Raw genomic sequence first — 21,579 nt, 5'->3', positions numbered from 1 at the left:
ACGTCATCACAGGGCGCGACGACCACTTTCCGCAATTCGTTAGGAGCAACTGAAACCATGTCGGTTTCCGTAACCCTGCCGGCGCTCGGCGAGAGCGTCACCGAGGGCACCGTCACCCGCTGGCTCAAGGCCGAGGGTGAGCGTGTCGAGGCCGACGAGCCGCTGCTCGAGGTCTCGACCGACAAGGTCGACACCGAGATCCCCGCCCCCGCCTCGGGCATCCTGGCCTCCATCAAGGTCGCCGAGGACGAGACGGTCGAGGTCGGCGCCGAGCTGGCCATCATCGACGACGGCACGGGCGCCCCGGCCGCCGCTCCGGCTCCGGCCGCCGAGGCCGCTCCGGCTCCGGCCGCCGCCCCGGCGCCGGTCGCCGAGGCCCCCGCCGCCCCGGCCCCCGTGGCCGAGGCTCCGGCCGCCGCCCCGGCCGGCGGCGCCTCCGGCACGGACGTCGTGCTGCCCGCGCTGGGCGAGTCCGTCACCGAGGGCACCGTCACCCGCTGGCTGAAGTCGGTCGGCGAGACCGTCGAGGCCGACGAGCCGCTGCTCGAGGTCTCCACGGACAAGGTCGACACCGAGATCCCGGCCCCGGTCTCGGGTGTCCTCCTGGAGATCGTCGTCGCCGAGGACGAGTCCGCCGAGGTCGGCGCCAAGCTGGCCGTCATCGGCGCCGCGGGTGCCGCTCCGGCTCCCGCCGCCGCCCCGGCCCCGGCCGCCCCCGCCGCGGCCCCGGCTCCGGCCGCCCCGGCCCCGGCTCCGGTCGCCCCGGCCCCGGTGGCTCCGGCCGCCCCGGTCGCGGCTCCGGCCCCGGTCGCCGCCGCTCCGTCGATCGCTCCGGCCGTCGTGACCCCGGTCCCGGCGACCCCCGCCCCGGCTCCGGCCGAGGACGGCGCGTACGTGACCCCGCTGGTCCGCAAGCTCGCCACCGAGAACGGTGTCGACCTGGCGGCCGTCAAGGGCTCGGGCGTCGGCGGTCGCATCCGCAAGCAGGACGTCCTCGCGGCCGCCGAGGCCAAGAAGGCCGCCCCGGCCCCCGTCGCCGCCGCCGCTCCGGCCGCAGCGTCGAAGGCCCCGGCCCTCGAGGTCTCCCCGCTGCGCGGTCAGACCGTCAAGATGACCCGCATGCGCAAGGTCATCGGCGACAACATGATGAAGGCGCTGCACGGCCAGGCCCAGCTGACCTCGGTCGTCGAGGTCGACATCACCAAGCTGATGAAGCTGCGCGCCCGCGCCAAGGACGCCTTCGCCGCCCGTGAGGGCGTCAAGCTGTCCCCGATGCCGTTCTTCGTCAAGGCGGCGGCCCAGGCGCTGAAGGCCTTCCCGGTCATCAACGCCCGGATCAACGAGGACGAGGGCACGATCACCTACTTCGACACCGAGAACATCGGTATCGCGGTGGACTCCGAGAAGGGTCTGATGACCCCGGTCATCAAGGGTGCGGGCGACCTCAACATCGCCGGCATCTCGAAGAAGACCGCGGAGCTGGCCGGCGCCGTGCGCGCCAGCAAGATCACGCCGGACGACCTCGCCGGTGCGACCTTCACCATCTCCAACACCGGTTCGCGCGGCGCGCTGTTCGACACGATCATCGTGCCCCCGAACCAGGTCGCCATCCTGGGCATCGGCGCCACCGTGCGCCGTCCGGTCGTCATCAACCACCCGGACCTGGGTGAGACGATCGCGATCCGCGACATGACGTACGTCGCGCTGTCCTACGACCACCGTCTGGTGGACGGCGCGGACGCCGCCCGCTACCTGACGGCCGTCAAGGCGATCCTGGAGGCCGGCGAGTTCGAGGTCGACCTCGGCCTCTGAGCCTCGGCCCCAGTCAGTCCCCGAGGCGCAACGTAACGAGCCTCACCTGCGGCGCCCCCGCCCGGAAGTGTTTCCGGGCGGGGGCGCCGCCGTATTGTCTAAGGGTCAACACTCCCCGAGGAGCCTTCATGACCGTCCCCGTCGTCCACTCGCTGCGCGAACAGATCCGCGAGCACATCGTGGAGGGGATCGTCAGCGGCCGCTGGAAGCCGGGCGAGCGGATCGTGGAGCGCAGGATCGCGACCGAGCTCGAGGTCAGCCAGACGCCGGTCCGCGAGGCGCTGCGCGAGCTGGAGTCGCTGCGGCTGATCGAGTCGGCGCCCAACAAGGGCGTGCGGGTCCGCAACCTCACCGCGGCGGACCTGGAGGAGAGTTACCCGGTGCGGGCCGGTCTGGAGCAGATCGCGGCCGAGCTGGCCGCGACCCGGCTCGCCACCGACTGCTCGGCCCTGGAGCCGCACGTGGCGGCGCTGTACGAGGCGGACGCGACCTCGGACGGCACGGCGCAGGTGCGGCACACCGTGGCCTTCCACCGGGAGTTGGTGAAGGCGGCCGGGAACGGCGTCCTGCTGCACACCTGGGAGACGCTCGGCATCGAGGTCTTCACGGCCCTGTCGATCCGCTGGCTCGGCACGGTCCAGAAGTCGTACGCGGAGGAGCACCAGGAGCTCGTGGAGGCCTTCCGGCGGGGCGACCCGAACATCGGGGCGCTGGTGAAGGCACACGTGCTGGGCTGCGCCCCGCGAGCCTGACCCACGGTTTTGCGCACAGTGAGCGGGTCCATCCGCCGATGGGCCCGCTCATTCGTGCGAGTACCCCCTCAGACAGCGGCTCTCACCTGCGGAAACGGGGCGAAATCGCGGCACCGGGTGCCCTTTCCCCTGGCACCCTGTGCCGACTTTCTCGATCTGAAGAGGTTTTCCCCTTCAACCCTTTGATCGATCATCGATCGCCGGTTTACAGTCTTCGGCGGGCCGTCACCCGGCCCTTCGCCCTGTCCTGCCAGACAAGGCCCCCTTATCTCCACCCCCATCTGTCCGGAAGGCGGCGATCATGACCGATCCCGTAGGCAAGATTCCGAGCGAGCTCGACCAGCTCCCGGACCGTGACACCGAGGAGACCGCCGAGTGGGCGGCCTCCCTGGACGCCGTCACCAAGGCCGCCGGCCCTCACCGGGCCGCCTACCTGATGCGCCGTACGCTCCAGCACGCCGAGGGCGCGGGCCTCGCCCTGCCCAAGTTGCTGGAGACGGACTACGTCAACACCATCCCCACCTCCGCGGAGCCCTCGGTCGGCGCGTTCGGCGGCGACGAGGAGATGGAGCGGAAGATCACCGCCTGGAACCGCTGGAACGCGGCCGCGATGGTCACCCGCGGCTCCAAGTACGGCGTCGGCGGCCACATCGCCACCTTCGCCTCGGCGGCCTGGCTCTACGAGACCGGCTTCAACCACTTCTTCAAGGGCAAGGAAGCCGACGGTTCCGGCGACCAGCTCTTCATCCAGGGCCACGCCTCCCCCGGCATCTACGCCCGCGCCTTCCTCGACGGCCGCCTCACCGAGGCGCACCTCGACAAGTTCCGGCAGGAGTCCGGCGGCGAAGGCCTGCCCTCCTACCCGCACCCGCGGCGCCTCCCCTGGCTGTGGGAGTTCCCCACCGTCTCCATGGGCCTCGGCCCGCTCTCCGCGATCTACCAGGCGCGCTTCAACCGCTACCTGACGAACCGCTCCATCAAGGACGTCTCCGCGTCCCACGTGTGGGCGTTCCTCGGCGACGGCGAGATGGACGAGCCCGAGGCCACCGCGGCGCTGGCGCTCGCCGCCCGCGAGGGCCTGGACAACCTGACCTTCGTCATCAACTGCAACCTGCAGCGCCTCGACGGCCCGGTCCGCGCCAACTTCAAGATCGTGCAGGAGCTGGAGGCCCAGTTCCGCGGCGCCGGCTGGAACGTCGTGAAGTCGCTGTGGGGCAACGCCTGGGACGAGCTGTTCGCGCTCGACACCACCGGCGCCCTCGTCCGCCGCCTCCGCGAGGTGCCGGACGCGCAGGTCCAGACGTACCAGACCCGCGACGCCGCCTACATCCGCCAGGACTTCTTCGGCAAGGACCCCGCGCTCGTCGCGATGGCGCAGCTGCTGAGCGACGACAAGATCCTGGAGTGCTTCCACCTCTCCCGCGGTGGCCACGAGCCCCGCAAGGTGTACGCCGCGTACAAGGCCGCCGTGGAGTTCAAGGGCGCGCCGACGGTCATCCTCGCGCAGACCGTCAAGGGCTTCACCCTCGGTGAGGGCTTCGCGTCGAAGAACGCGAACCACCAGATGAAGAAGCTCACGACCGACGAGTTCAAGAACATGCGTGACCTCCTCGAGCTGCCGATCTCCGACTCGCAGTTCGTCGACGGCCAGGTGCCCTACGGCCACCCGGGTGCCGACGCCCCCGAGGTCCGCTACCTCCAGGAGCGCCGCGCGGCGCTCGGCGGCCCCGCCCCGGCCCGCCGCACCCACGCGATCGCGCCGCTGCCGGCCCCGGCCGACAAGTCGTTCGCCGCGTTCGACAAGGGCTCCGGCTCGCAGTCGATGGCCACGACGATGGCGTTCGTACGCCTCGTCAAGGACCTGGTCCGCGACAAGGAGACCGGCAAGCGCTGGGTCCCGATCGTCCCAGACGAGGCCCGTACCTTCGGTATGGAGTCGCTCTTCCCGTCGCTCGGCATCTACTCGCCGAAGGGCCAGACGTACGAGCCGGTCGACCGCGACCAGCTGATGTACTACAAGGAAGCCAAGAACGGCCAGATCCTCAACGAGGGCATCACCGAGGCCGGCTCGATGGCCGACTTCATCGCCGCGTCCACCGCGTACTCCACGCACGGTGAGGCGATGATCCCCTTCTACATCTTCTACTCGATGTTCGGCTGGCAGCGGACCGCCGACCAGATGTGGCAGCTCGGCGACCAGCTCGGCCGCGGCTTCCTCGTCGGCGCCACCGCCGGCCGCACCACCCTGACCGGTGAGGGCCTCCAGCACGCCGACGGCCACTCCCCCGTCATCGCGGCCACCAACCCGGCGGCGCTGACCTACGACCCGGCGTTCGCCTACGAGGTCGCGGCCATCGTCAAGGAGGGTCTGCGCCGGATGTACGGCGAGGCCGCCGAGGGCGAGGACCAGAACGTCTTCTACTACCTCACCGTCTACAACGAGCCGATGCCGCAGCCGGCCAAGCCGGCCGGGATCGACGAGGGCATCGTCAAGGGCCTCTACCGCTTCAACACCGCCGAGTCCGCCGGCATCGACGTGCCCGCGAACGCCTCGCGCATCCAGCTCCTCTCCTCCGGCACGGCCATCCACTGGGCCCTGGAGGCGCAGAAGCTGCTCGCCGCCGAGTGGGGCGTGGCCGCCGACGTGTGGTCCGCGACCTCCTGGACGGAGCTGCGGCGCGACGCCCTGGAGGCCGACGCGGCGCTCCTGCGCGGCGAGGAGCGGGTGCCGTACATCCGCAAGGCACTGGAGGGCATCGACTCGCCGGTCCTGGCGGTCTCCGACTACAGGACTGGAGCAGCAGGACCAATTTGATGAGGCGGGGGGGAGGGCCGGATTCCTCCCTTCTGCCCCCCCCCCCGCCCGGGGGGGGGCGGTCGCACGGTGTGAGCGTGCGCCCCTCCCCCCCCGCCTCATCAAATTGGTCCTGCTGCTCCAGTCCCGTCCGTCGATGACGGCGGCCGAGCTGGCCGCCGAGCTCGAGGTGTCGGAGCGCACCGTCACGCGGGACGCGCTGGCGCTGTCCGAGGCCGGGGTGCCGGTGTACGCGGACCGGGGCCGGGCCGGCGGGTACCGGCTGGTCGGCGGCTACCGCACGCGTCTGACGGGCCTGGCGCGCGGCGAGGCCGAGGCGCTGTTCCTGTCCGGACTGCCGGGCGCGCTGCGGGACATGGGCCTGGACGACGCGGCCTCGGCGGCCCGCCTGAAGGTCACCGCGGCGCTGCTGCCCTCGCTGCGCGACGCCCCCGCGAGCGCGGCGCAGCGCTTCCTGCTCGACGCGCCGGGCTGGTACCAGGAGCCGGAGACCCCGGAGTTGCTGCCGGCGGTCGCGGAGGCCGTCTGGGACGACCGGATGCTCGTCGCCCGCTACCGGCGCGGCGACCGGGAGGTGGAGCGGGACCTCGCCCCGTACGGTCTCGTCCTGAAGGCGGGCGTCTGGTACCTGTGCGCGCGCTCCGGAACGGCCTTCCGCACCTACCGGATGGACCGCTTCACGGCCGTCTCCCCCACCGGGGAGCACTTCGTCCGCGACGAGGCCTTCGACCTGCCGGCCTTCTGGGCCGAGCGCGCCGCGGAGTTCGCCCGCTCGATCCTGCGCGCCGAGGTCGTCGTACGGCTGTCGGACGCGGGGGCCCGCAGACTGCCGTACGTCACCGATCGCGCGGCCGCCGAGGAGGCCCTGGCGGCCGGGACGCGGGACGCGGAGGGCCGGTTGACCGCGACGCTCCCCGTCGAGAGCGAGGAGGTCGCCCTGTCCCAGCTGCTCGCCCTCGGCCCGGACGCCGAGGTGCTGTCCCCGGCCTCCCTGCGCGAGCGCTTCGCCGAGGCGGCGCGAGGACTGGCCGCGCTGTACGGCTGACACCCGGCGCCGCGCCGCCGGACGAACGGGCCCCGCCGGACGAACGGGCCCGCCGGTCGGGCCGGGTGACCGGAGGGGCCGGAACGGGAAGGAGCCGGAGGGGGCCGGAGGGGGCCGCCAGGGCGGACAGGGCGACAGGCCGACAGGCCGACAGGGCCGACAGGCCGACAGGGAGTGCCCTAGCGGTAGTCGGCGGCGTCGGGCTTTCCCGTCTCGCCGGCGATGATGAAGCCCCAGGCGTCCGGCCGTGACCCGTCCGCGTCGGTGAAGCCGTACTCGCGGGCGAGCTCCGCGCTGGAGGTCGACCGGCCGTTCCAGCGGTGCCTGTCGGGGTCGGCGGCGAGGGCGGCGACGGCCCGGCCCACGTAGACCGGGGACTCGGAGATCGCGAAGTCGGGGGTCTCGGCGAGGGCGTCGCGCCAGTTCTCCTCGGTGACGCCGAAGGCTGTCAGCATCTGCTCGGATCGGAGCCACCCCGGGGTGAGGGCGACCGCCGTGCCGCCGTACTCCTCCAGCTCCTTGCCGAGGCCGAAGGCCATCCGCAGCGGGGCGTTCTTGGCGAGGTCGTAGAAGAGGTTCTCGCGGAAGCGGGTGCCGTTGTACTCGGCGGTGCCGTCGGTGACCTCGACGACGAGTCCGCCCCGGTGACGGATGAGCAGCGGCAGCGCCGTGTGGGAGGTGATGGCGTGCGTCCGCACGCCGAGTTCGAGCATCCTGAGGCCGCCCGTGAGGTCGTTCTCCCAGGTCTTCCGGCCGAAGGAGAGCAGGTGCTCGCCGCCCCAGACGTCGTTGACGAGGACGTCGAGGCGTCCCTGCTCGCGGTCGACGCGCTCGATGAGGGCCTGGACCTGCCCGGGCTCCAGGTGGTCGGTGGGGACGGCGATGCCCTCGCCGCCGGCCGCCGTCACCAGTTCGGCGGTCTCCTCGATGGTCTCGGTCGCCCGGCCGACCTCGCTCAGCCGATCGCGGGTGGTGCGCCCCGTGACGTAGACGGTGGCCCCGGCGGCCCCGAGCTGGACGGCGATGGCCCGTCCGGCCCCCCGGGTGGCGCCCGCGACCAGGCAGATCCGTCCTCGCAGTGGTGTGGTGTCAGTCGTCATGGTGCCCAGGCTGACAGGAAATGACGACATCTTCTGTCCGGATTGATTTCGGACTTTCCGGGTGCGTCGCACTCGCCGGGGCAGGATGCTGGTCCCGTGATGGACGAGACCGAGTTCTGGGAGATCATCGACGCCAGCCGCGAGGCCGCCGAGGGCGACCCCGAGGAGCAGGCCGAGCTGCTCGTGGAACGGCTGACGCGGCTGGACCCCGACTCCGTGCTCGACTACGCGCGCCATTTCGAGGCGCGCTTCAACCGCGCGTTCCTCTGGGACCTGTGGGGCGCGGCTGCCGTGCTGTTCGACGGAGCGGGCGACGAGACGTTCGACTCGTTCCGGTGCTGGCTGATCGGCCAGGGCCGGGAGGTCTACGAGGGTGCCGTGCACGATCCGGACGCGCTCGCGGATCTGCTCGGCGACTTCGACGTCGAGATCGACGGGGACGGCGAGGAGATCGGCTTCGCGGCGGACGAGGCGTACGAGGCGCTGACCGGCGCCGAGACCCCGGAACTGGGGATCCCCGTGCCGGACAAGGAGCCGCTGGGCGCGCCACTGGACCTGCTCGACGACGACGTGCTCGCGGAGCGCCTGCCCCGGCTGTGGGAGCGCTTCGGGACGGTGTGAGGGCGGATCCAGGACGGCGTGGGCGGATCCCGGAGGAGGGGGTCCCGGGATCCGCGTCCGTGGGCCGGAGGCCGGCTCAGAAGTGGGTGCCGCCGTCGATGCGGACCTCGGTGCCGGTGATGAACTTCCCGTCCTCGCTCGCGAGCATCGCGACGACGCCGGCGACGGTCTCCGGGCCGGCGAAGCCCTGGCCGAGGGCGGGCGCGAGCTTGGTGAAGAGGGAGAAGTCGGTGTCCTCGGGCAGGCCGGGGCCGACGCTCTGACGGCTGGCGCCGGTGCCGTCGGTCATGCCGGAGGAGATGGAGCCGGGCTGGACGGCGGTGAAGCGGATGCCCTGCTTGGCGTACTCGGCGGCCAGCGCGTGGGTCATGGACTGGATGCCGCCCTTGCTGGCCGCGTAGGCCGCCATGTAGGGGTGCGCGAACATCGCGGAGGTGGACGAGAAGTTCACGACGGCGGAGCCTTCGCCCGCGAGCAGGGCGGGGATCGCCTCGCGGATCACGAGGAAGGTGCCGGTGAGGTTGATCCGGATCACCTGCTCGAAGGAGTCGAGGCTCGTCTCGTGGGTATGCGAGGAGCGCAGGATGCCGGCCGCGTTGACCAGGACGTCCAGGCCGCCGAGCGCCTCGACGGCGGCGGCGACGCCGGCCCGTACGGAGTCCTCGTCGGCGACGTTCAGGACGACGGTGGTGAGGCGGTCGGCGGCGTCGCCGGCCTTGGCGAGGGTGTCCTTGAGGCCGTCCTCGCTGATGTCGGCGGCGACGACCCGGCCGCCCTCCGCCAGCATGCGCAGGACGGTGGCCTGGCCGATGCCGGAGCCGCCGCCGGTGATGAGGGCGCGGCGTCCTTCGTAACGGGTCAGCTGGTTCATGGCGGCAACCTCTCGATGTCAAGCATGCGGAAGAACGCTGCCACCGTACGCCCGGGTGGCACGTTTTGCCACATCTGCACAACGTGCACTTCCGGCGTCCGCGGGCGTACGCTTCGTACGGTGAGCACCAAGCCCCCCTCCCCGTCGCTGACGGAGCGCCGCAAGGCCGCCACCCAGCTGGACATCGCCCGTGCCGCCGCCGAGCTCTTCACCGAGCGCGGCCCCGACGGCACCACGGCCGAGGACATCGCCCACCGGGCCGGGGTCGCCCTGCGCACCTTCTACCGGTACTTCCGCTCCAAGCAGGACGCCGTGGCCCCGCTGCTCGCGGGCGGCGCCGACCGCTGGCGCGAGCAGCTCGCGGCGGCCGGCCCCGAGCCCGGGACCGGCCTCCCGCAGCTCCTGGAGCGCTCGATCGCCGCGTCGCTCACCCCCGCCGACGAAGCGGGCGCCGAAGGCCTGCGCTGGACGCGCGGACTGCTGCGCGCCGCCGCCGAGGACCCCGCCCTCCGCGCCGTCTGGTACCGCGTCAACCAGGAGTCCGAGGAACGCCTCCGCGAGGTCGTCGCCGCGCTCGCCGGACCCGGGGCCGACCCGCTGGAGGTACGACTCGCGGCCGCGGCGGCCACGGACGCCATCCGGATCGCGCTGGAGAGCTGGGCGGAAACGGAGACGGAGACCGGGGCGACCGGGCCGGACGCCGAGGGGTCGCCGGCCGCCCTCGCGGTCCGGTGCCTGCGCGAACTGACGGGCGGGATGCGGCTGTTCGGCCCGGGCGTCAGCGAATGAGGGACCGGCCCATGAGGACGTCGTCCACGTACTCCCCGTCGATGAGGAACTCCCCCGGCAGCACGCCCTCGACGACGAAGCCCTCGGCCGCGTAGAGCGCGCGGGCCGGAGCGTTGCGGCCGAGCACGCGCAGCGTGATCCGGGTGGCGCCTTCCTCCCGCGCCCGGTCCATGGCGGCCCGCAGCAGCGCCCTGGCGACGCCCTGCCCCCGGGCGGACCCTGCGACGGCCAGGCCCTGGACCTGCCGGACGTGGGCGTTGACGGCGAGCGGGGTCGGCGCGACCACCCGCACGTAGCCGACGAGCACGTCCCCGCGCACCGCGACCAGGTAGTCCCCCGGCGGGTGACGCTCGTCGAAGAAGGGCGCGTACGGCTCCACCGGTGCGGGCTGCACGGCGTGGAGCGTCGACCAGGCCGCCCGGTCGAGCGCGGCGAGGGCGTCCTCGTCGTCGGGGCCTGCGGTACGTATCTGCGTCTCCGGCACGATCATGACGGCCACTGTGCCACCCGGCGGGCGATAAGGGCAGGATGGTGGCCATGCAGCGTTCCGCAACCCGCAAGCGTGTCGCCGTCACCGGCGCCTCCGGGCTCATCGGCTCCGCCCTCGTCCGCTCCCTGCGCGCCGACGGCCACGACGTCCTCCGCCTCGTCCGCCGCCCGGCCGAGACCGCCGACGAGGTCGAATGGGACCCGAAGCGGCTGTACGTCGACGCCGCCGGACTCGTCGGCGTCGACTCCGTCGTCCACCTGGCCGGCGCCGGGGTCGGCGAACGCCGCTGGAACGAGGCGTACAAGAAGGAGATCCGGGACAGCCGCGTGCTCGGCACGACGGCGATCTCCCAGGCCCTCGCCTCCCTCGCGAACCCGCCGGAGAGCCTCGTCTGCGGCACGGCGCTCGGCTGGTACGGGGACACCGGCGACCGCGCCGTCGACGAGAGCGCACCCCCCGGCACCGGCTTCCTGCCCTCGGTGTGCGTCGAGTGGGAAGCCGCGGCCGCCCCCGCCGAAGAAGCCGGCATCCGCGTCACGTACGCCCGTACGGGCCTGGTCGTGGCGCGCGAGGGCGGGGCGTGGGGACGGCTCTTCCCCGTCTTCCGCGCCGGGCTCGGCGGGCGGATGGGCGACGGCCGCCAGTACTGGTCCCACATCTCCCTCCACGACGAGGTCGCCGCCCTCCGCCACCTCGTCGACACCCCCTCCGTCACCGGCCCGGTGAACCTCACGGCCCCCGAACCGGTCACCAACCGCGAGGTCACCGCCGCGATGGGCCGCGTCCTGCGCCGCCCGACCTTCTGCACCGTCCCCGCCGCCGCCCTCAAGATCGTCCTCGGCGACTTCGCCCAGGACGTGCTGGGCAGTCAGCGCGTGCTCCCCGCACGCCTGTTGGAGTCCGGCTTCGACTTCGCCTTCCCCACCATCGACGACTCCATCCGCGCGGCAACCGGCTGACCTGGGGGGGGGTGGGCCACGGCCCCGGCCGGGCGCGCGGGGGCCGTGCCCGCACTCCGCCGCCGTCGACGGCACCGTGGGCCCCGGGACCGCGCGCCCTGGGGGCCGCAGGCCCCGGCGGCCTGGCAACGGCCGGCGTGCGCCTCGGCCGCACGCCCCTGTGCTCCCCCGTGCCGCAGGCACCCCGGTGCGCGCGGCTGGCACGCGTGGGAGCGCTGCCTAGGCTCGACCCGAACGGCGAACTCGGGCATTCCGGAGGCTCGTTGGGGGCATAGGCCTCCCACCGGCCGCGCCGACCTGGGGAGGGGCACGTGCTCAGCAGCGCAGACAGTGCAAGGACCGCACAGCGTACGGACGTCGTGGAGACCGTCGACGTCGTGATCGTGGGAGCCGGCATCGCGGGGCTCGCGGCCGCCCACCGGCTGACCGGCGCCGGACTCTCCGTCGCCGTCCTGGAGGCCGAGCCGCGGATCGGAGGCCGGCTGGCGACCGATGACGTCGACGGCTTCCTGCTCGACCGGGTGGGCCCCCTGCTCACCCTGTCCTACGAGGAACTGCGGACGATGCCGGGCCTCGACGGCCTCGCACTCCGCCCCTTCGGCCCCGGGGTGCTCGTGCACACCGACGGCCGCTACGCGCGATGGGGCGCGCCGCACCCCCGCCGGACCCCCGGCGGGGCCCGGAACGGAGGCCACCGGAGCGTGGGGGGAGCGTTCAGCGTGGCGCGCGCCCTCGCGAGCGCCCCCCGGCATCCGGCCGCCTCGCTCGACCAGGCGCGCCTCGGCGCGTCCCTCGTCCGGCTCGCCGCGACCCCGACGCAACGGCTCCTCGCCCGCCCGGACCGGACCGCCCGCGAGGCACTGACCGCGCGACTGCCCGCCCGGACCGTCCAGGGAGTGCTGCGACCCCTGCTCGCGGCGCTCCTCGCCGACCCGGACCTCGGCATGTCCAGCCGTCAGGCCGACCTCGCGCTCCGCGCCTTCGCCCGCGGCCGGCTCTCCGCGCCCGAGGGCGGTTCGGCGGCGCTCCCCGAGCGGCTCGCCGCCGCGCTGCCGCCCGGGACGGTCCGTACCGGCGTCCGGGTCACCGAAGCGTCCGTCTCCCGGGTCACGACCGCGGAACACGGAGTGTTCGGCTGCCGCTCGATGATCCTCGCGACCGGCGCCCGCACAGCCGCCGAACTGCTGCCTGGTCTTCGGACCCCCGCCTTCCACCCGGTCACGGTCCTCCACCACACCGCGCCGGTGGCACCCGCCTCCGACCCCACGCTGATCCTCGAATCCGACCCCGGCGGACCCGTCGCCCACACCGCCGTGATGAGCGCGGTCGACCCCGGTCGCGCCCCGGCCGGGCGGGCCCTCGTCACCTCGACGGTGCTCGGCACGCCCCCCGACGACACCGAGCGTCGGGTCCGCAAACACCTCGCCACGCTGTACGGCACCTCCACCGACGAATGGGAGCTCCTCGCCCTCCGCCACACCCCCGACGCCGTCCCCGCGATGCCGCCGCCGCACGACACCGGCCGCTCCGTCCGCCTCCTCGCCGGTCTCTACGTCTGCGGCGACCACCGCTCCGCCGGCACCGTCCGCGGCGCCCTCTCCTCCGCCCACCGCGCCGCCCACGCCCTCCTCACCGACCTCGGCCTCCCCCTCCACACCCCCGAAGCCGCCTGACCCTCCGGGGGGGATCGCCGCGTTGTGGCCTGCGCCCCTCGTTGTGGGCAATCGTTCCGCCGGGGCGGTGCCCACCCGCGCCCCCCGCCCGCCCTCGTTGTGGGCAATCGTTCCGCCGGGGCGGAACGGGTGGGCACAACGGACGGCGCCCCTTGCCGGGCCCAGGCTTCCGCGCCCGAACCCGCACCCGGGGTGCGACGCCGACCGGTGCGGGTCAAGGCGACAGGGGCGGAGGCGCCGCCAAGGGGCGCCGTCCCGTGCTCACGCGGGGGTGGGTGGGGATGCCGTCCCGTGCTCACGCGGGGGTGGGTGGGGGCGCGGGCACCACCCCGGGGCGCGGCCCGCGCCGGGGTGGGGGGTCAGCCCAGGGCGGCTACTCGGTCGCGGTAGGTGCGGGCGGCGGCGGCGTCGCGGTAGGGCTCGAGGCGGCGCTCGAAGTCGCGGACGTATTCGACGGCGCGGGCGGAACGCATCTCGGAGGCCTGTTGGGCGGCCTCGGCGCCGAGCGCGCAGGCTTGGTCGAGTTCGCCGAGGGCGAGCCGGGAGGTGGCGAGGACGACCCGGCAGAAGAGGCGGCTGCGGGCGAAGCCGGGGGCGCGGAGTTGGAGGGCGCGTTCGGCGTGCTGTGCGGCGGGCCGGTACTGCTGGAGGTCGCGGTGGCAGTGGCCGAGTTCGTCGGCGAGCTGGGCCTCGTCGAACATGCGGGCCCAGTGGGGGACCTCGTCGCCGGGCCTGGAGGCTTCGAGGGCCCGCTCGGCCCGGACGAGGGAGGCGCTGCAGGCGCGGGCTTCGCCGAGGACCGCGTGTCCGCGCGCCTCGATGGCGTTCAGCATGGCCTGGACGACGGGTGGCGCGGCGGGGCCGACGCCCTGCTGGGCGACGCGGGCGAGTTGCACGGCCTCGCGCCCGTGGCCGAGGTAGACGGCCTGGCAGCTCATGGTGAGGAGCACGTACGAGCCGTAGGCCCGGTCCCCGGCGGCCTGGGCGAGGCGCAGCGCCTGGACGAAGTAGCGCTGGGCGAGGCCGTGGGCGGCGATGTCGTACGACGTCCAGCCGGCGAGCCGGGTGAGGTCGGCGGCGGCGGCGAAGAGGCGGCGGCCGACGGACTCGCCGTAGGTGCCGCGCAGCATCGGCTCGGCCTCGTGTTCCAGGTAGCGGACGAGTGCCTGGCGGGCGTGGCCGCCGCCGTAGGCGTGGTCGAGGGTGCGGAAGAGCTCGGCGACGGAGCGGAGCGCGGCGATGTCGCCGCTGGAGACCCGCTGACCGGGGCCCCGGTCCGTACCGCGCTGGCGGGGCACGGAGAAGCGGCCCTGGGGTGGGACCCGGAGGTCGTTCGAGGGCGTGGCGGCGGGGGGCCGGGGGTCGGCCGGGGCGGGTTCGCCGCGCGCCACCCGGTCGTCGGCGCGGCCGATGAGCCAGTCACGGCTGGGGACGACGAGGCCCGCCGGGGTGAAGGCGATCTTGCGGAGTTCGGCGTGGCTGCCGGAGTCCTTGCGCCAGAGGCCGCTGACGATGTCGACGGCTTCTTCGGGGGTGGCGGCGAACTCCAGGCCCGCGTAGACGGGCGCGCAGGCGTCGAGGCCGAGGTCCTGGGCGGAGAGCCGGCGGCCGAGGCGGCGGGTGAAGACCTCGGCGATGAGCGCGGGGGTGGTGCCGCGCGGCTGCTGTCCGCGGAGCCAGCGGGTCACGGAGGTCTTGTCGTACCGCAGGTCGAGGCCGTGTTCCAGACCGAGCTGGTCGACCCGTCTGGCGAGGCCCGCGTTGGAGAACCCGGCTTCGGCGATGAGCGAGGCGAGCTGGCGGTTCGGGATGCGCTGCGGTGGTCGTTCCGTCATCAGCTGTGCGGTCTCCTGCCTTCCGGGTCCGGGCGGCATCCCCGTCGGACCCTCATGGAACGGCGCGAATTTAGCGGTCTCCACGGCCCGTACCGCCACCTTCGCCCCACATTCATCCGATCGTGTGAGGATTGACGGCATCGCTGACGTAGGTGTCCCCGGTCACCTGGCGGAGGGGTGTCCGCGTCGCCGCCGTACAGTGGCATGGGCGCGAATGACGCATGGTGCCGTTCCGGCCCGGGATGATCCCCGGTCCCCGGTCCGCGGCACCCAGGAGGAGGCATGGCCGTGAGTGAGCTGCGATTCGTCCGCCTTGGGTTCGGCGCGGAAGCCGTCGAGTACCAGGTGGCCTGGGACAAGCAGCGCGAGGTGCACGCCGCGCGGTTCGCCGACGAGATCGACGACACCTGTCTGCTCCTGGAGCACCCGCCGGTCTACACGGCCGGCCGGCGCACGGCGGAGAGCGAGCGCCCGCTGGACGGGACGCCGGTGGTGGACGTGGACCGCGGCGGCAAGATCACCTGGCACGGCCCCGGCCAGCTGGTCGGCTACCCGATCATGAAGCTGCCCCGCCCGGTGGACGTCGTCGCGCACGTCCGCCGTCTGGAGGAGGCCCTGATCCGCACGGCCGCCGAGTTCGGCGTGGAGACCTCGCGGGTCGAGGGGCGCAGCGGGGTCTGGGTCCTCGGCGACCCGGTCGAGCAGCGGCCGTCGTTCGGCGGGCTGTCGCTCGACTTCGACCCCCGGCTGACGGACGAGGAGTTCGACCCGCGGCTGAACGGCCCCGAGTACGCGCCGTCCAACGCCGGCCAGCGCCGTGAGGACCGCAAGCTCGCGGCCATCGGCATCCGGGTCGCCAAGGGCGTCACCATGCACGGCTTCGCCCTCAACGTGAACCCGGACAACACCTGGTTCGACCGCATCATCCCGTGCGGCATCCGCGACGCGGGCGTGGCCTCGCTGGCCAACGAGCTGGGCCGGGACGTCACGATCGAGGAGGTGCTGCCGGTGGTGGAGCGCCACCTGCGGGAGGTCCTGGAGCACGCGGAGCTGAAGCCCCGCGAGATCGAGCGCCCCGTGGAACCGGCCTCGGCCTGAGGACCCCGGGAGGAATCCCGAGGACCCCCGGGGAGGAATCCGGCGGACCCTCTGGAGGAATGCAGGGCCCTGGCCAGAGGTTGGCCAGACGTAGTAAGGCATGGGAACCAACGGCGTACCCTGGTGTGCGCCGAAGAATCGAAGCTACAGGAGCCGATGTGTCCGCAGTCGCCCCCGACGGACGCAAGATGCTGCGCCTGGAGGTCCGGAACGCCCAGACCCCCATCGAGCGCAAGCCCGAGTGGATCAAGACCCGCGCGAAGATGGGTCCGGAGTACACGAAGATGCAGGGCCTCGTGAAGAGCGAGGGCCTGCACACGGTCTGCCAGGAGGCGGGCTGTCCCAACATCTTCGAGTGCTGGGAGGACCGCGAGGCCACCTTCCTCATCGGCGGTGACCAGTGCACCCGGCGCTGCGACTTCTGCCAGATCGACACCGGCAAGCCCGAGGCGCTGGACCGTGACGAGCCGCGCCGCGTGGGCGAGTCGGTCGTCACGATGGACCTGAACTACGCCACCATCACCGGCGTCGCGCGCGACGACCTGGAGGACGGCGGCGCCTGGCTGTACGCGGAGACCGTGCGCCAGATCCACCAGCAGACCGCGGAGCGCGCCGACGGCCGCACCAAGGTCGAGCTGCTCGCCCCCGACTTCAACGCGGTGCCGGAGCTCCTCAAGGAGGTCTTCGACTCCCGCCCCGAGGTCTTCGCGCACAACGTGGAGACGGTCCCGCGGATCTTCAAGCGGATCCGCCCCGGCTTCCGCTACGAGCGCTCCCTCGACGTCATCACCCAGGCCCGCGACTACGGTCTGGTCACGAAGTCGAACCTGATCCTCGGGATGGGCGAGACCCGCGAGGAGGTCAGCGAGGCGCTCCGCCAGCTGCACGACGCGGGCTGCGAGCTCATCACGATCACCCAGTACCTGCGCCCCTCCGTCCGGCACCACCCCGTCGAGCGCTGGGTGAAGCCGCAGGAGTTCGTGGAGCTGAAGGAGGAGGCCGACCAGATCGGCTTCTCCGGCGTGATGTCGGGCCCGCTGGTCCGCTCCTCGTACCGCGCGGGACGCCTCTTCCAGCAGGCGATCGAGAAGCGCGGCGCGGTCGACAACGCCACCCAGGCGGTCTGAGGCGCCAGGCGCGACGCCACCGGCGTCACACGGGCCTTCCGAGCACCGTGTGAATCCGAGCACAAGTAGTTACTGGCCAGTAGTGGCCGAATCCGGTGCGGCCGGTACGGCCCCGCAGCTCAGCGGGGGCGTACCGGCCGCACCGGCGTTCCCGCCGTGACCCATCCGGCCGCATCAACGTTTCATCAGTGTTTGACCGCCGGGTCACGCCCTGGTAACACCGATCTGTGAGCCTGGATTCACTCACCGCCACCACCCCCTCGCATCCCCCCACCTCGTCTCACCCGCCATCGAGAGAGGACCCCGACATGCCAGCCGCATCGACGCACGTCCGCGTCACAGCGATCCCGTCCGTCACCGACGCCCTGAAGGCCGTGGAGGCACTGCTCCTCGGCGCCGGACAGCGCACCGCCCGGCGCAACGCCTGGAACTCCGTCCTGGAGGACCGCCGCCGCGCCAAGGACCGGGTCGAGGCCCAGCATGTGATGGAGGCCGCGTCGGGCCGCACCTCCCGGGCCACGTAAACTTCAGGACATGGCGAGGAAGGCAAACACGGGCAGCGCTGACGCTGCGACTCCAGGGCGACTGAAGCAGATCGCCCTCACGTACCAGATGACCCGGAAGGCCGACCCCAAGGTCGGTCTGGTCGTCGCGGGCGTGGGCATCGTCGTACTCGGTGTCCTCCTCGGGATCGGCTTCCTCATCGGTCATCCGGTCTATCTGGGCATCCTGGGCTTCGTCCTGGCGCTCCTGGCGGCGGCCATCGTGTTCGGACGGCGCGCCGAGCGCGCCGCCTTCGGACAGATGGAAGGCCAGCCGGGCGCGGCCGCGGCGGTGCTCCAGAACGTCGGACGCGGCTGGACCACGACCCCCGCGGTCGCGATGAACCGCAGCCAGGACGTCGTGCACCGCGCGGTCGGCCGGGCCGGCATCGTGCTGGTCGCCGAGGGCAACCCGAACCGGGTCAAGACCCTGCTGGCGGCCGAGAAGAAGCGGATGAACCGCGTCGTGGTGGACGTGCCGGTGCACGACATCATCGTCGGCGACGGCGAAGGCCAGGTGCCGCTGAAGAAGGTCCGCACGACCATGCTCAAGATGCCCCGCGTACTCACCGGCCCCCAGGTGACCTCCACCAACGACCGGCTGCGGGCCATGGGCGACCTGATGAGCAACATGCCGCTGCCGAAGGGCCCGATGCCCAAGGGCATGCGGATGCCGCGCGGCGGAAAGATGCGCTGACACGACCCATCCCATGAGGAAGGCCCCGGACCGAGCGGTCCGGGGCCTTCCTCATGGGCGTGACGGGGTGGGTTCAGATGCGGACCTGGACGGCGCCGGAGAGCCGGTCGTGGAGGCCGCGGCCGTCGCGGTCCCAGATGAGGGCCGGGAGGGCGAGGCAGACGAGCAGGGAGCGGACCGCCACGCGCCCCGGACCCAGCCGGCCGCCGCTCGCGGAGACGACCCTCAGGCCGAAGAGACGCTTGCCCGGCGTCGAGCCGACCGTGCCCACCGTCAGCACGCTCAGCACGAGGAGGATGCCGAGCGCCCAGTTGCCCGTCGCCTGGCTGTAGCCGTCGGTGACCAGGCCGTATGCGATCAGCATGCAGAGGGCCCAGTCGACGGACAGGGCGCCGATCCGCCGCCCGGGGCGGGCGATCGAACCGGGGCCCTCCTCCGGCAGCCCCAGCTGCTGACCGCGGTAGCCGAAGTCGACGCCTGCGTCCTCGGCCGCCGCGCGCGGGCCGGAGAGCCAAGATCCGAGTGCTTGCCTGTTGTCCACCCGACCACGGTACTGCGCCCGTTTTCGATCACTTCCGCCCGGGTACGCGTACGGCCGCGGCACGCACATCGGCACCCACCTCGGTTAACTTCGACGAAACAAATGGGTCATGCTTGAGAAATCCCGTCTGCCTATGGTCGGGTCCAGCGTGTGCCACCGCACTGGCCGCACGACCGAGCTGCAACCCCGCCCCTCCCCGGGCCGGGAGTAGGAGGAGTTGGATGTCCGAGAAGCACGGGTTCCAGAACGCCGACGAGGTCCAGAAGTTCATCAAGGACAACGACGTCAAGATGGTCGACGTCCGTTTCTGCGACCTTCCGGGCGTGATGCAGCACTTCACGATCCCCGCGACGGCCTTCGACCCGTCCGAGGAGCTCGCGTTCGACGGCTCGTCCATCCGCGGCTTCCAGGCGATCCACGAGTCCGACATGGCGCTCCGCGCCGACCTGTCGACGGCCCGCGTGGACCCCTTCCGCCGCGACAAGACGCTGAACATCAACTTCTTCATCCACGACCCGATCACGGGCGAGCAGTACAGCCGTGACCCGCGCAACATCGCGAAGAAGGCCGAGGCGTACCTCGCCTCCACCGGCATCGCCGACACCGCCTACTTCGGCCCCGAGGCGGAGTTCTACGTCTTCGACTCGGTGCGCTTCGAGACCTCCGCGAACCAGGGCTTCTACCACATCGACTCCGAGGCCGGCGCCTGGAACACCGGTGCGGAGGAGAACAACCGCGGCTACAAGGTCCGCTACAAGGGCGGCTACTTCCCGGCCCCGCCGGTCGACCACTTCGCCGACCTGCGCTCCGAGATCTCCCTGGAGCTGGAGAACGTCGGCCTCCAGGTCGAGCGCCAGCACCACGAGGTCGGCACCGCCGGCCAGGCCGAGATCAACTACAAGTTCAACACGCTGCTCGCCGCGGCCGACGACCTGATGCTCTTCAAGTACATCGTGAAGAACGTCGCCTGGCGCAACGGCAAGACCGCGACCTTCATGCCGAAGCCGATCTTCGGCGACAACGGCTCGGGCATGCACGTCCACCAGTCGCTGTGGGCGAACGGCGACCCGCTGTTCTACGACGAGACGGGCTACGCGGGCCTCTCGGACACCGCCCGCTACTACATCGGCGGCATCCTCAAGCACGCCCCGTCGCTGCTCGCCTTCACCAACCCGACCGTGAACTCGTACCACCGCCTGGTCCCGGGCTTCGAGGCGCCGGTCAACATGGTGTACTCGCAGCGCAACCGCTCCGCGGCCATGCGCATCCCGATCACCGGCTCGAACCCGAAGGCCAAGCGCGTCGAGTTCCGCGCGCCGGACCCGTCCTCGAACCCGTACCTCGCCTTCTCGGCGCTGCTCCTCGCGGGCCTCGACGGCGTCAAGAACAAGATCGAGCCGGCGGAGCCGATCGACAAGGACCTGTACGAGCTGGCTCCCGAGGAGCACGCGAACGTCCAGCAGGTCCCGACCAACCTGGAGGCCGTCCTCAACGCCCTCGAGGCCGACAACGAGTACCTCCAGGCCGGCGGCGTCTTCACCTCCGACCTGATCGAGACCTGGATCGACTACAAGCGCACCAACGAGATCGCCCCGATCCAGCTGCGCCCCCACCCGCACGAGTTCGAGCTCTACTTCGACCTCTAAAGCAGATCCGACCTGCGGGTAAGCAGGTCGAGCCGCTCACACGGAGGGGCAGGCCGGTGATCCACCGGCCTGCCCCTCCGTCGTGCTATCCCTCCACAGGTTCCGGGATCCGCCAGACGATCGGGAAGCGCTCCGCGTCCGGCAGGCCGAGCGGGCCGGGTGGGCCGATCTGCTTGATCAGGTAGCCGAAGACCATGTGGTGGGCGTCCTCGGACACCTCGTCCCAGGTCTCCGGCGACACGATCATGACCTCTCTCATCAGGCTCAGGTCCGACTCATTCTCGAGCATCTCCGCCCTGTCGTGCCGGTCCATCGTGTCGTCGGCCCGCATCGCGCGGATCGACTCGGCAAGGAGGTTGGGTTCCTTTCCGAGCCGGCGGCGGACTTCCCGGCATCCGTGGAGGAAGGCCCCGCGCGCGTCCATCGCCTCCCGGTCCATGTCCCGGTAGCCGTACGGGGCGCCCTCGGCGGCTCCGATGTAGTCGCCCTTCAGCGTGTGCAGCAGGACCCTCAGCGCGTGCTCGGCCCCCTGCTCCTCGACGAACCTGGCCATCGCCTGGACCCACATGTCCTCGGAGATGGCCGGTTCGTGCGGGGCCGCGAGCGCGGGGGCGATCTCGATGGCGCTGAACGGGTTGACCAGGATCCCCATGACCATCTCGGGCGTCCACGTGCCGTCCTCGCCGCCCCAACCGCTGTTGGCCAGTTCCTGGAACGACTTCAGGGCGCCCTTCTCCCCTTCACCGGCCGCCCGCCACAGCAGCAGGAAGCGCCCCGTCTCCGTCTCCTCGTCCCGGGGAGGGGTGCACAAGCCCGCCAGTACCAGAACGATGTCGTGCACCGTCTCCCAGCGGGGCATCTGCCTTCCGTTGAGCGTGGACCGCACGGTCTCGTGGCTGGCTCCTGAGCGCCCGTCCTCCCGCTCGCGGATGAGCGAGCTCACCGTCCGGAAACTCGGCCAGCCCGCCGCCCGGCGCAGTTCCTGCAATGCGTCGACCAGCTCCTGGTGATGGCCCGCCATCTGGGATTCGTCTCGGGTGCCCGCCACTCGGGTCCTCCTGATCGAAGCCGGCGGCAGGCGCCGGCCGGTGTCAAGTTTCACCGCCGCCCCGTGCGGCGCAGTCAGCTTCCGTCAAGTTTGGCACCGTGCCCGCGTATTCCTGACT

The 21,579-nt window shown here is 72.3% G+C and carries 18 protein-coding genes and 1 pseudogene; 13 read left to right on the top strand and 6 right to left on the bottom strand.

Annotated elements, in window-relative coordinates; all coding sequences use genetic code 11:
• Positions 1-57 precede the first annotated feature (57 nt).
• The 4 genes and pseudogenes from sucB to OO54_RS33760 all read left to right on the top strand — a co-directional run bounded on the left by sucB (position 58) and on the right by OO54_RS33760 (position 6,424).
• Positions 58-1,812, top strand: a complete 1,755-nt coding sequence (gene sucB, locus OO54_RS33775) for a 2-oxoglutarate dehydrogenase, E2 component, dihydrolipoamide succinyltransferase (protein WP_033210129.1) — start codon at positions 58-60, stop codon at positions 1,810-1,812.
• A gap of 128 nt (positions 1,813-1,940) precedes the next feature.
• Positions 1,941-2,564 carry a GntR family transcriptional regulator gene (locus OO54_RS33770; RefSeq protein ID WP_017238885.1) on the top strand — a complete coding sequence of 208 codons (624 nt, stop codon included), beginning with the start codon at positions 1,941-1,943 and terminating at the stop codon, positions 2,562-2,564.
• A gap of 301 nt (positions 2,565-2,865) precedes the next feature.
• Positions 2,866-5,352: pseudogene (gene aceE / locus OO54_RS33765) on the top strand (pyruvate dehydrogenase (acetyl-transferring), homodimeric type); the annotation flags it as partial.
• Positions 5,353-5,479: 127 nt separating this feature from the next.
• A complete protein-coding gene (locus tag OO54_RS33760) occupies positions 5,480-6,424 on the top strand; it encodes a WYL domain-containing protein (protein WP_033210126.1) in 945 nt (314 codons plus the stop codon).
• A 179-nt stretch (positions 6,425-6,603) separates the two neighbouring features.
• Here OO54_RS33760 and OO54_RS33755 read toward each other — a convergent pair whose 3' ends face one another.
• Positions 6,604-7,524, bottom strand: a complete 921-nt coding sequence (locus OO54_RS33755) for an SDR family oxidoreductase (RefSeq protein ID WP_033210124.1) — start codon at positions 7,522-7,524, stop codon at positions 6,604-6,606.
• Positions 7,525-7,623: 99 nt separating this feature from the next.
• On the opposite strand from OO54_RS33755, the gene OO54_RS33750 reads away from it, so the two are divergent.
• Positions 7,624-8,145, top strand: a complete 522-nt coding sequence (locus OO54_RS33750) for a DUF4240 domain-containing protein (protein ID WP_033210122.1) — start codon at positions 7,624-7,626, stop codon at positions 8,143-8,145.
• Positions 8,146-8,221: 76 nt separating this feature from the next.
• Here the strand turns inward: OO54_RS33750 and OO54_RS33745 are convergent, their stop codons facing one another.
• Positions 8,222-9,016: an SDR family NAD(P)-dependent oxidoreductase gene (locus OO54_RS33745; RefSeq protein ID WP_200146640.1), complete on the bottom strand. Its 795-nt coding sequence runs from the start codon at positions 9,014-9,016 to the stop codon at positions 8,222-8,224.
• A gap of 120 nt (positions 9,017-9,136) precedes the next feature.
• Between OO54_RS33745 and OO54_RS33740 the strand changes: the two genes are divergently transcribed.
• Positions 9,137-9,805, top strand: coding sequence for a TetR/AcrR family transcriptional regulator (locus tag OO54_RS33740; RefSeq protein WP_033210120.1), 669 nt, complete (start codon positions 9,137-9,139; stop codon positions 9,803-9,805).
• On the opposite strand, the gene OO54_RS33735 is transcribed toward OO54_RS33740, so the two are convergent.
• Positions 9,795-10,295 carry a GNAT family N-acetyltransferase gene (locus OO54_RS33735; protein ID WP_033210205.1) on the bottom strand — a complete coding sequence of 167 codons (501 nt, stop codon included), beginning with the start codon at positions 10,293-10,295 and terminating at the stop codon, positions 9,795-9,797. The two genes, OO54_RS33740 and OO54_RS33735, sit on opposite strands and share 11 nt — an antisense overlap.
• Before the next feature lie 38 nt (positions 10,296-10,333).
• Between OO54_RS33735 and OO54_RS33730 the strand changes: the two genes are divergently transcribed.
• A complete protein-coding gene (locus OO54_RS33730; RefSeq protein ID WP_033210117.1) occupies positions 10,334-11,254 on the top strand; it encodes a TIGR01777 family oxidoreductase in 921 nt (306 codons plus the stop codon).
• Between the two features lie 311 nt (positions 11,255-11,565).
• The gene (locus tag OO54_RS33725; protein WP_078905476.1) at positions 11,566-12,927 is read left to right on the top strand and encodes an NAD(P)/FAD-dependent oxidoreductase; all 1,362 of its coding nucleotides are present in this window, start codon (positions 11,566-11,568) and stop codon (positions 12,925-12,927) included.
• A 359-nt stretch (positions 12,928-13,286) separates the two neighbouring features.
• On the opposite strand, the gene OO54_RS33720 is transcribed toward OO54_RS33725, so the two are convergent.
• Entirely contained in the window at positions 13,287-14,762 is a 1,476-nt protein-coding gene (locus tag OO54_RS33720; protein WP_033210113.1) for an NsdA family TPR-like regulatory protein, read from the bottom strand.
• Between the two features lie 288 nt (positions 14,763-15,050).
• On the opposite strand from OO54_RS33720, the gene lipB reads away from it, so the two are divergent.
• The 4 genes from lipB to OO54_RS33700 all read left to right on the top strand — a co-directional run bounded on the left by lipB (position 15,051) and on the right by OO54_RS33700 (position 18,226).
• The gene (gene lipB, locus OO54_RS33715; RefSeq protein ID WP_033210202.1) at positions 15,051-15,860 is read left to right on the top strand and encodes a lipoyl(octanoyl) transferase LipB; all 810 of its coding nucleotides are present in this window, start codon (positions 15,051-15,053) and stop codon (positions 15,858-15,860) included.
• Between the two features lie 158 nt (positions 15,861-16,018).
• Positions 16,019-16,987 (top strand): lipoyl synthase, encoded by a 969-nt coding sequence (lipA, locus tag OO54_RS33710; protein ID WP_017238897.1) that lies wholly within the window; start codon positions 16,019-16,021, stop codon positions 16,985-16,987.
• 308 nt (positions 16,988-17,295) lie between these two features.
• Positions 17,296-17,511 carry an SCO2195 family GlnR-regulated protein gene (locus tag OO54_RS33705; RefSeq protein WP_017238898.1) on the top strand — a complete coding sequence of 72 codons (216 nt, stop codon included), beginning with the start codon at positions 17,296-17,298 and terminating at the stop codon, positions 17,509-17,511.
• Between the two features lie 10 nt (positions 17,512-17,521).
• Positions 17,522-18,226 carry a DUF4191 domain-containing protein gene (locus OO54_RS33700; RefSeq protein WP_033210111.1) on the top strand — a complete coding sequence of 235 codons (705 nt, stop codon included), beginning with the start codon at positions 17,522-17,524 and terminating at the stop codon, positions 18,224-18,226.
• 73 nt (positions 18,227-18,299) lie between these two features.
• Here the strand turns inward: OO54_RS33700 and OO54_RS33695 are convergent, their stop codons facing one another.
• On the bottom strand, positions 18,300-18,767 hold the full coding sequence (locus OO54_RS33695) for an RDD family protein (RefSeq protein WP_033210103.1): 468 nt from the start codon (positions 18,765-18,767) through the stop codon (positions 18,300-18,302).
• 221 nt (positions 18,768-18,988) lie between these two features.
• Between OO54_RS33695 and glnA the strand changes: the two genes are divergently transcribed.
• Positions 18,989-20,413 (top strand): type I glutamate--ammonia ligase, encoded by a 1,425-nt coding sequence (gene glnA, locus OO54_RS33690; protein ID WP_033210100.1) that lies wholly within the window; start codon positions 18,989-18,991, stop codon positions 20,411-20,413.
• 85 nt (positions 20,414-20,498) lie between these two features.
• Here glnA and OO54_RS33685 read toward each other — a convergent pair whose 3' ends face one another.
• A complete protein-coding gene (locus OO54_RS33685) occupies positions 20,499-21,461 on the bottom strand; it encodes a hypothetical protein (RefSeq protein WP_234439633.1) in 963 nt (320 codons plus the stop codon).
• Between the last annotated feature and the right edge of the window lie 118 nt (positions 21,462-21,579).

This window comes from Streptomyces wedmorensis, assembly GCF_000716445.1.
Classification (GTDB): domain Bacteria; phylum Actinomycetota; class Actinomycetes; order Streptomycetales; family Streptomycetaceae; genus Streptomyces; species Streptomyces wedmorensis.
The sequence above is the reverse complement of the archived record's forward strand: the minus strand, read 5'-3'. Positions and strand labels throughout refer to the sequence as shown.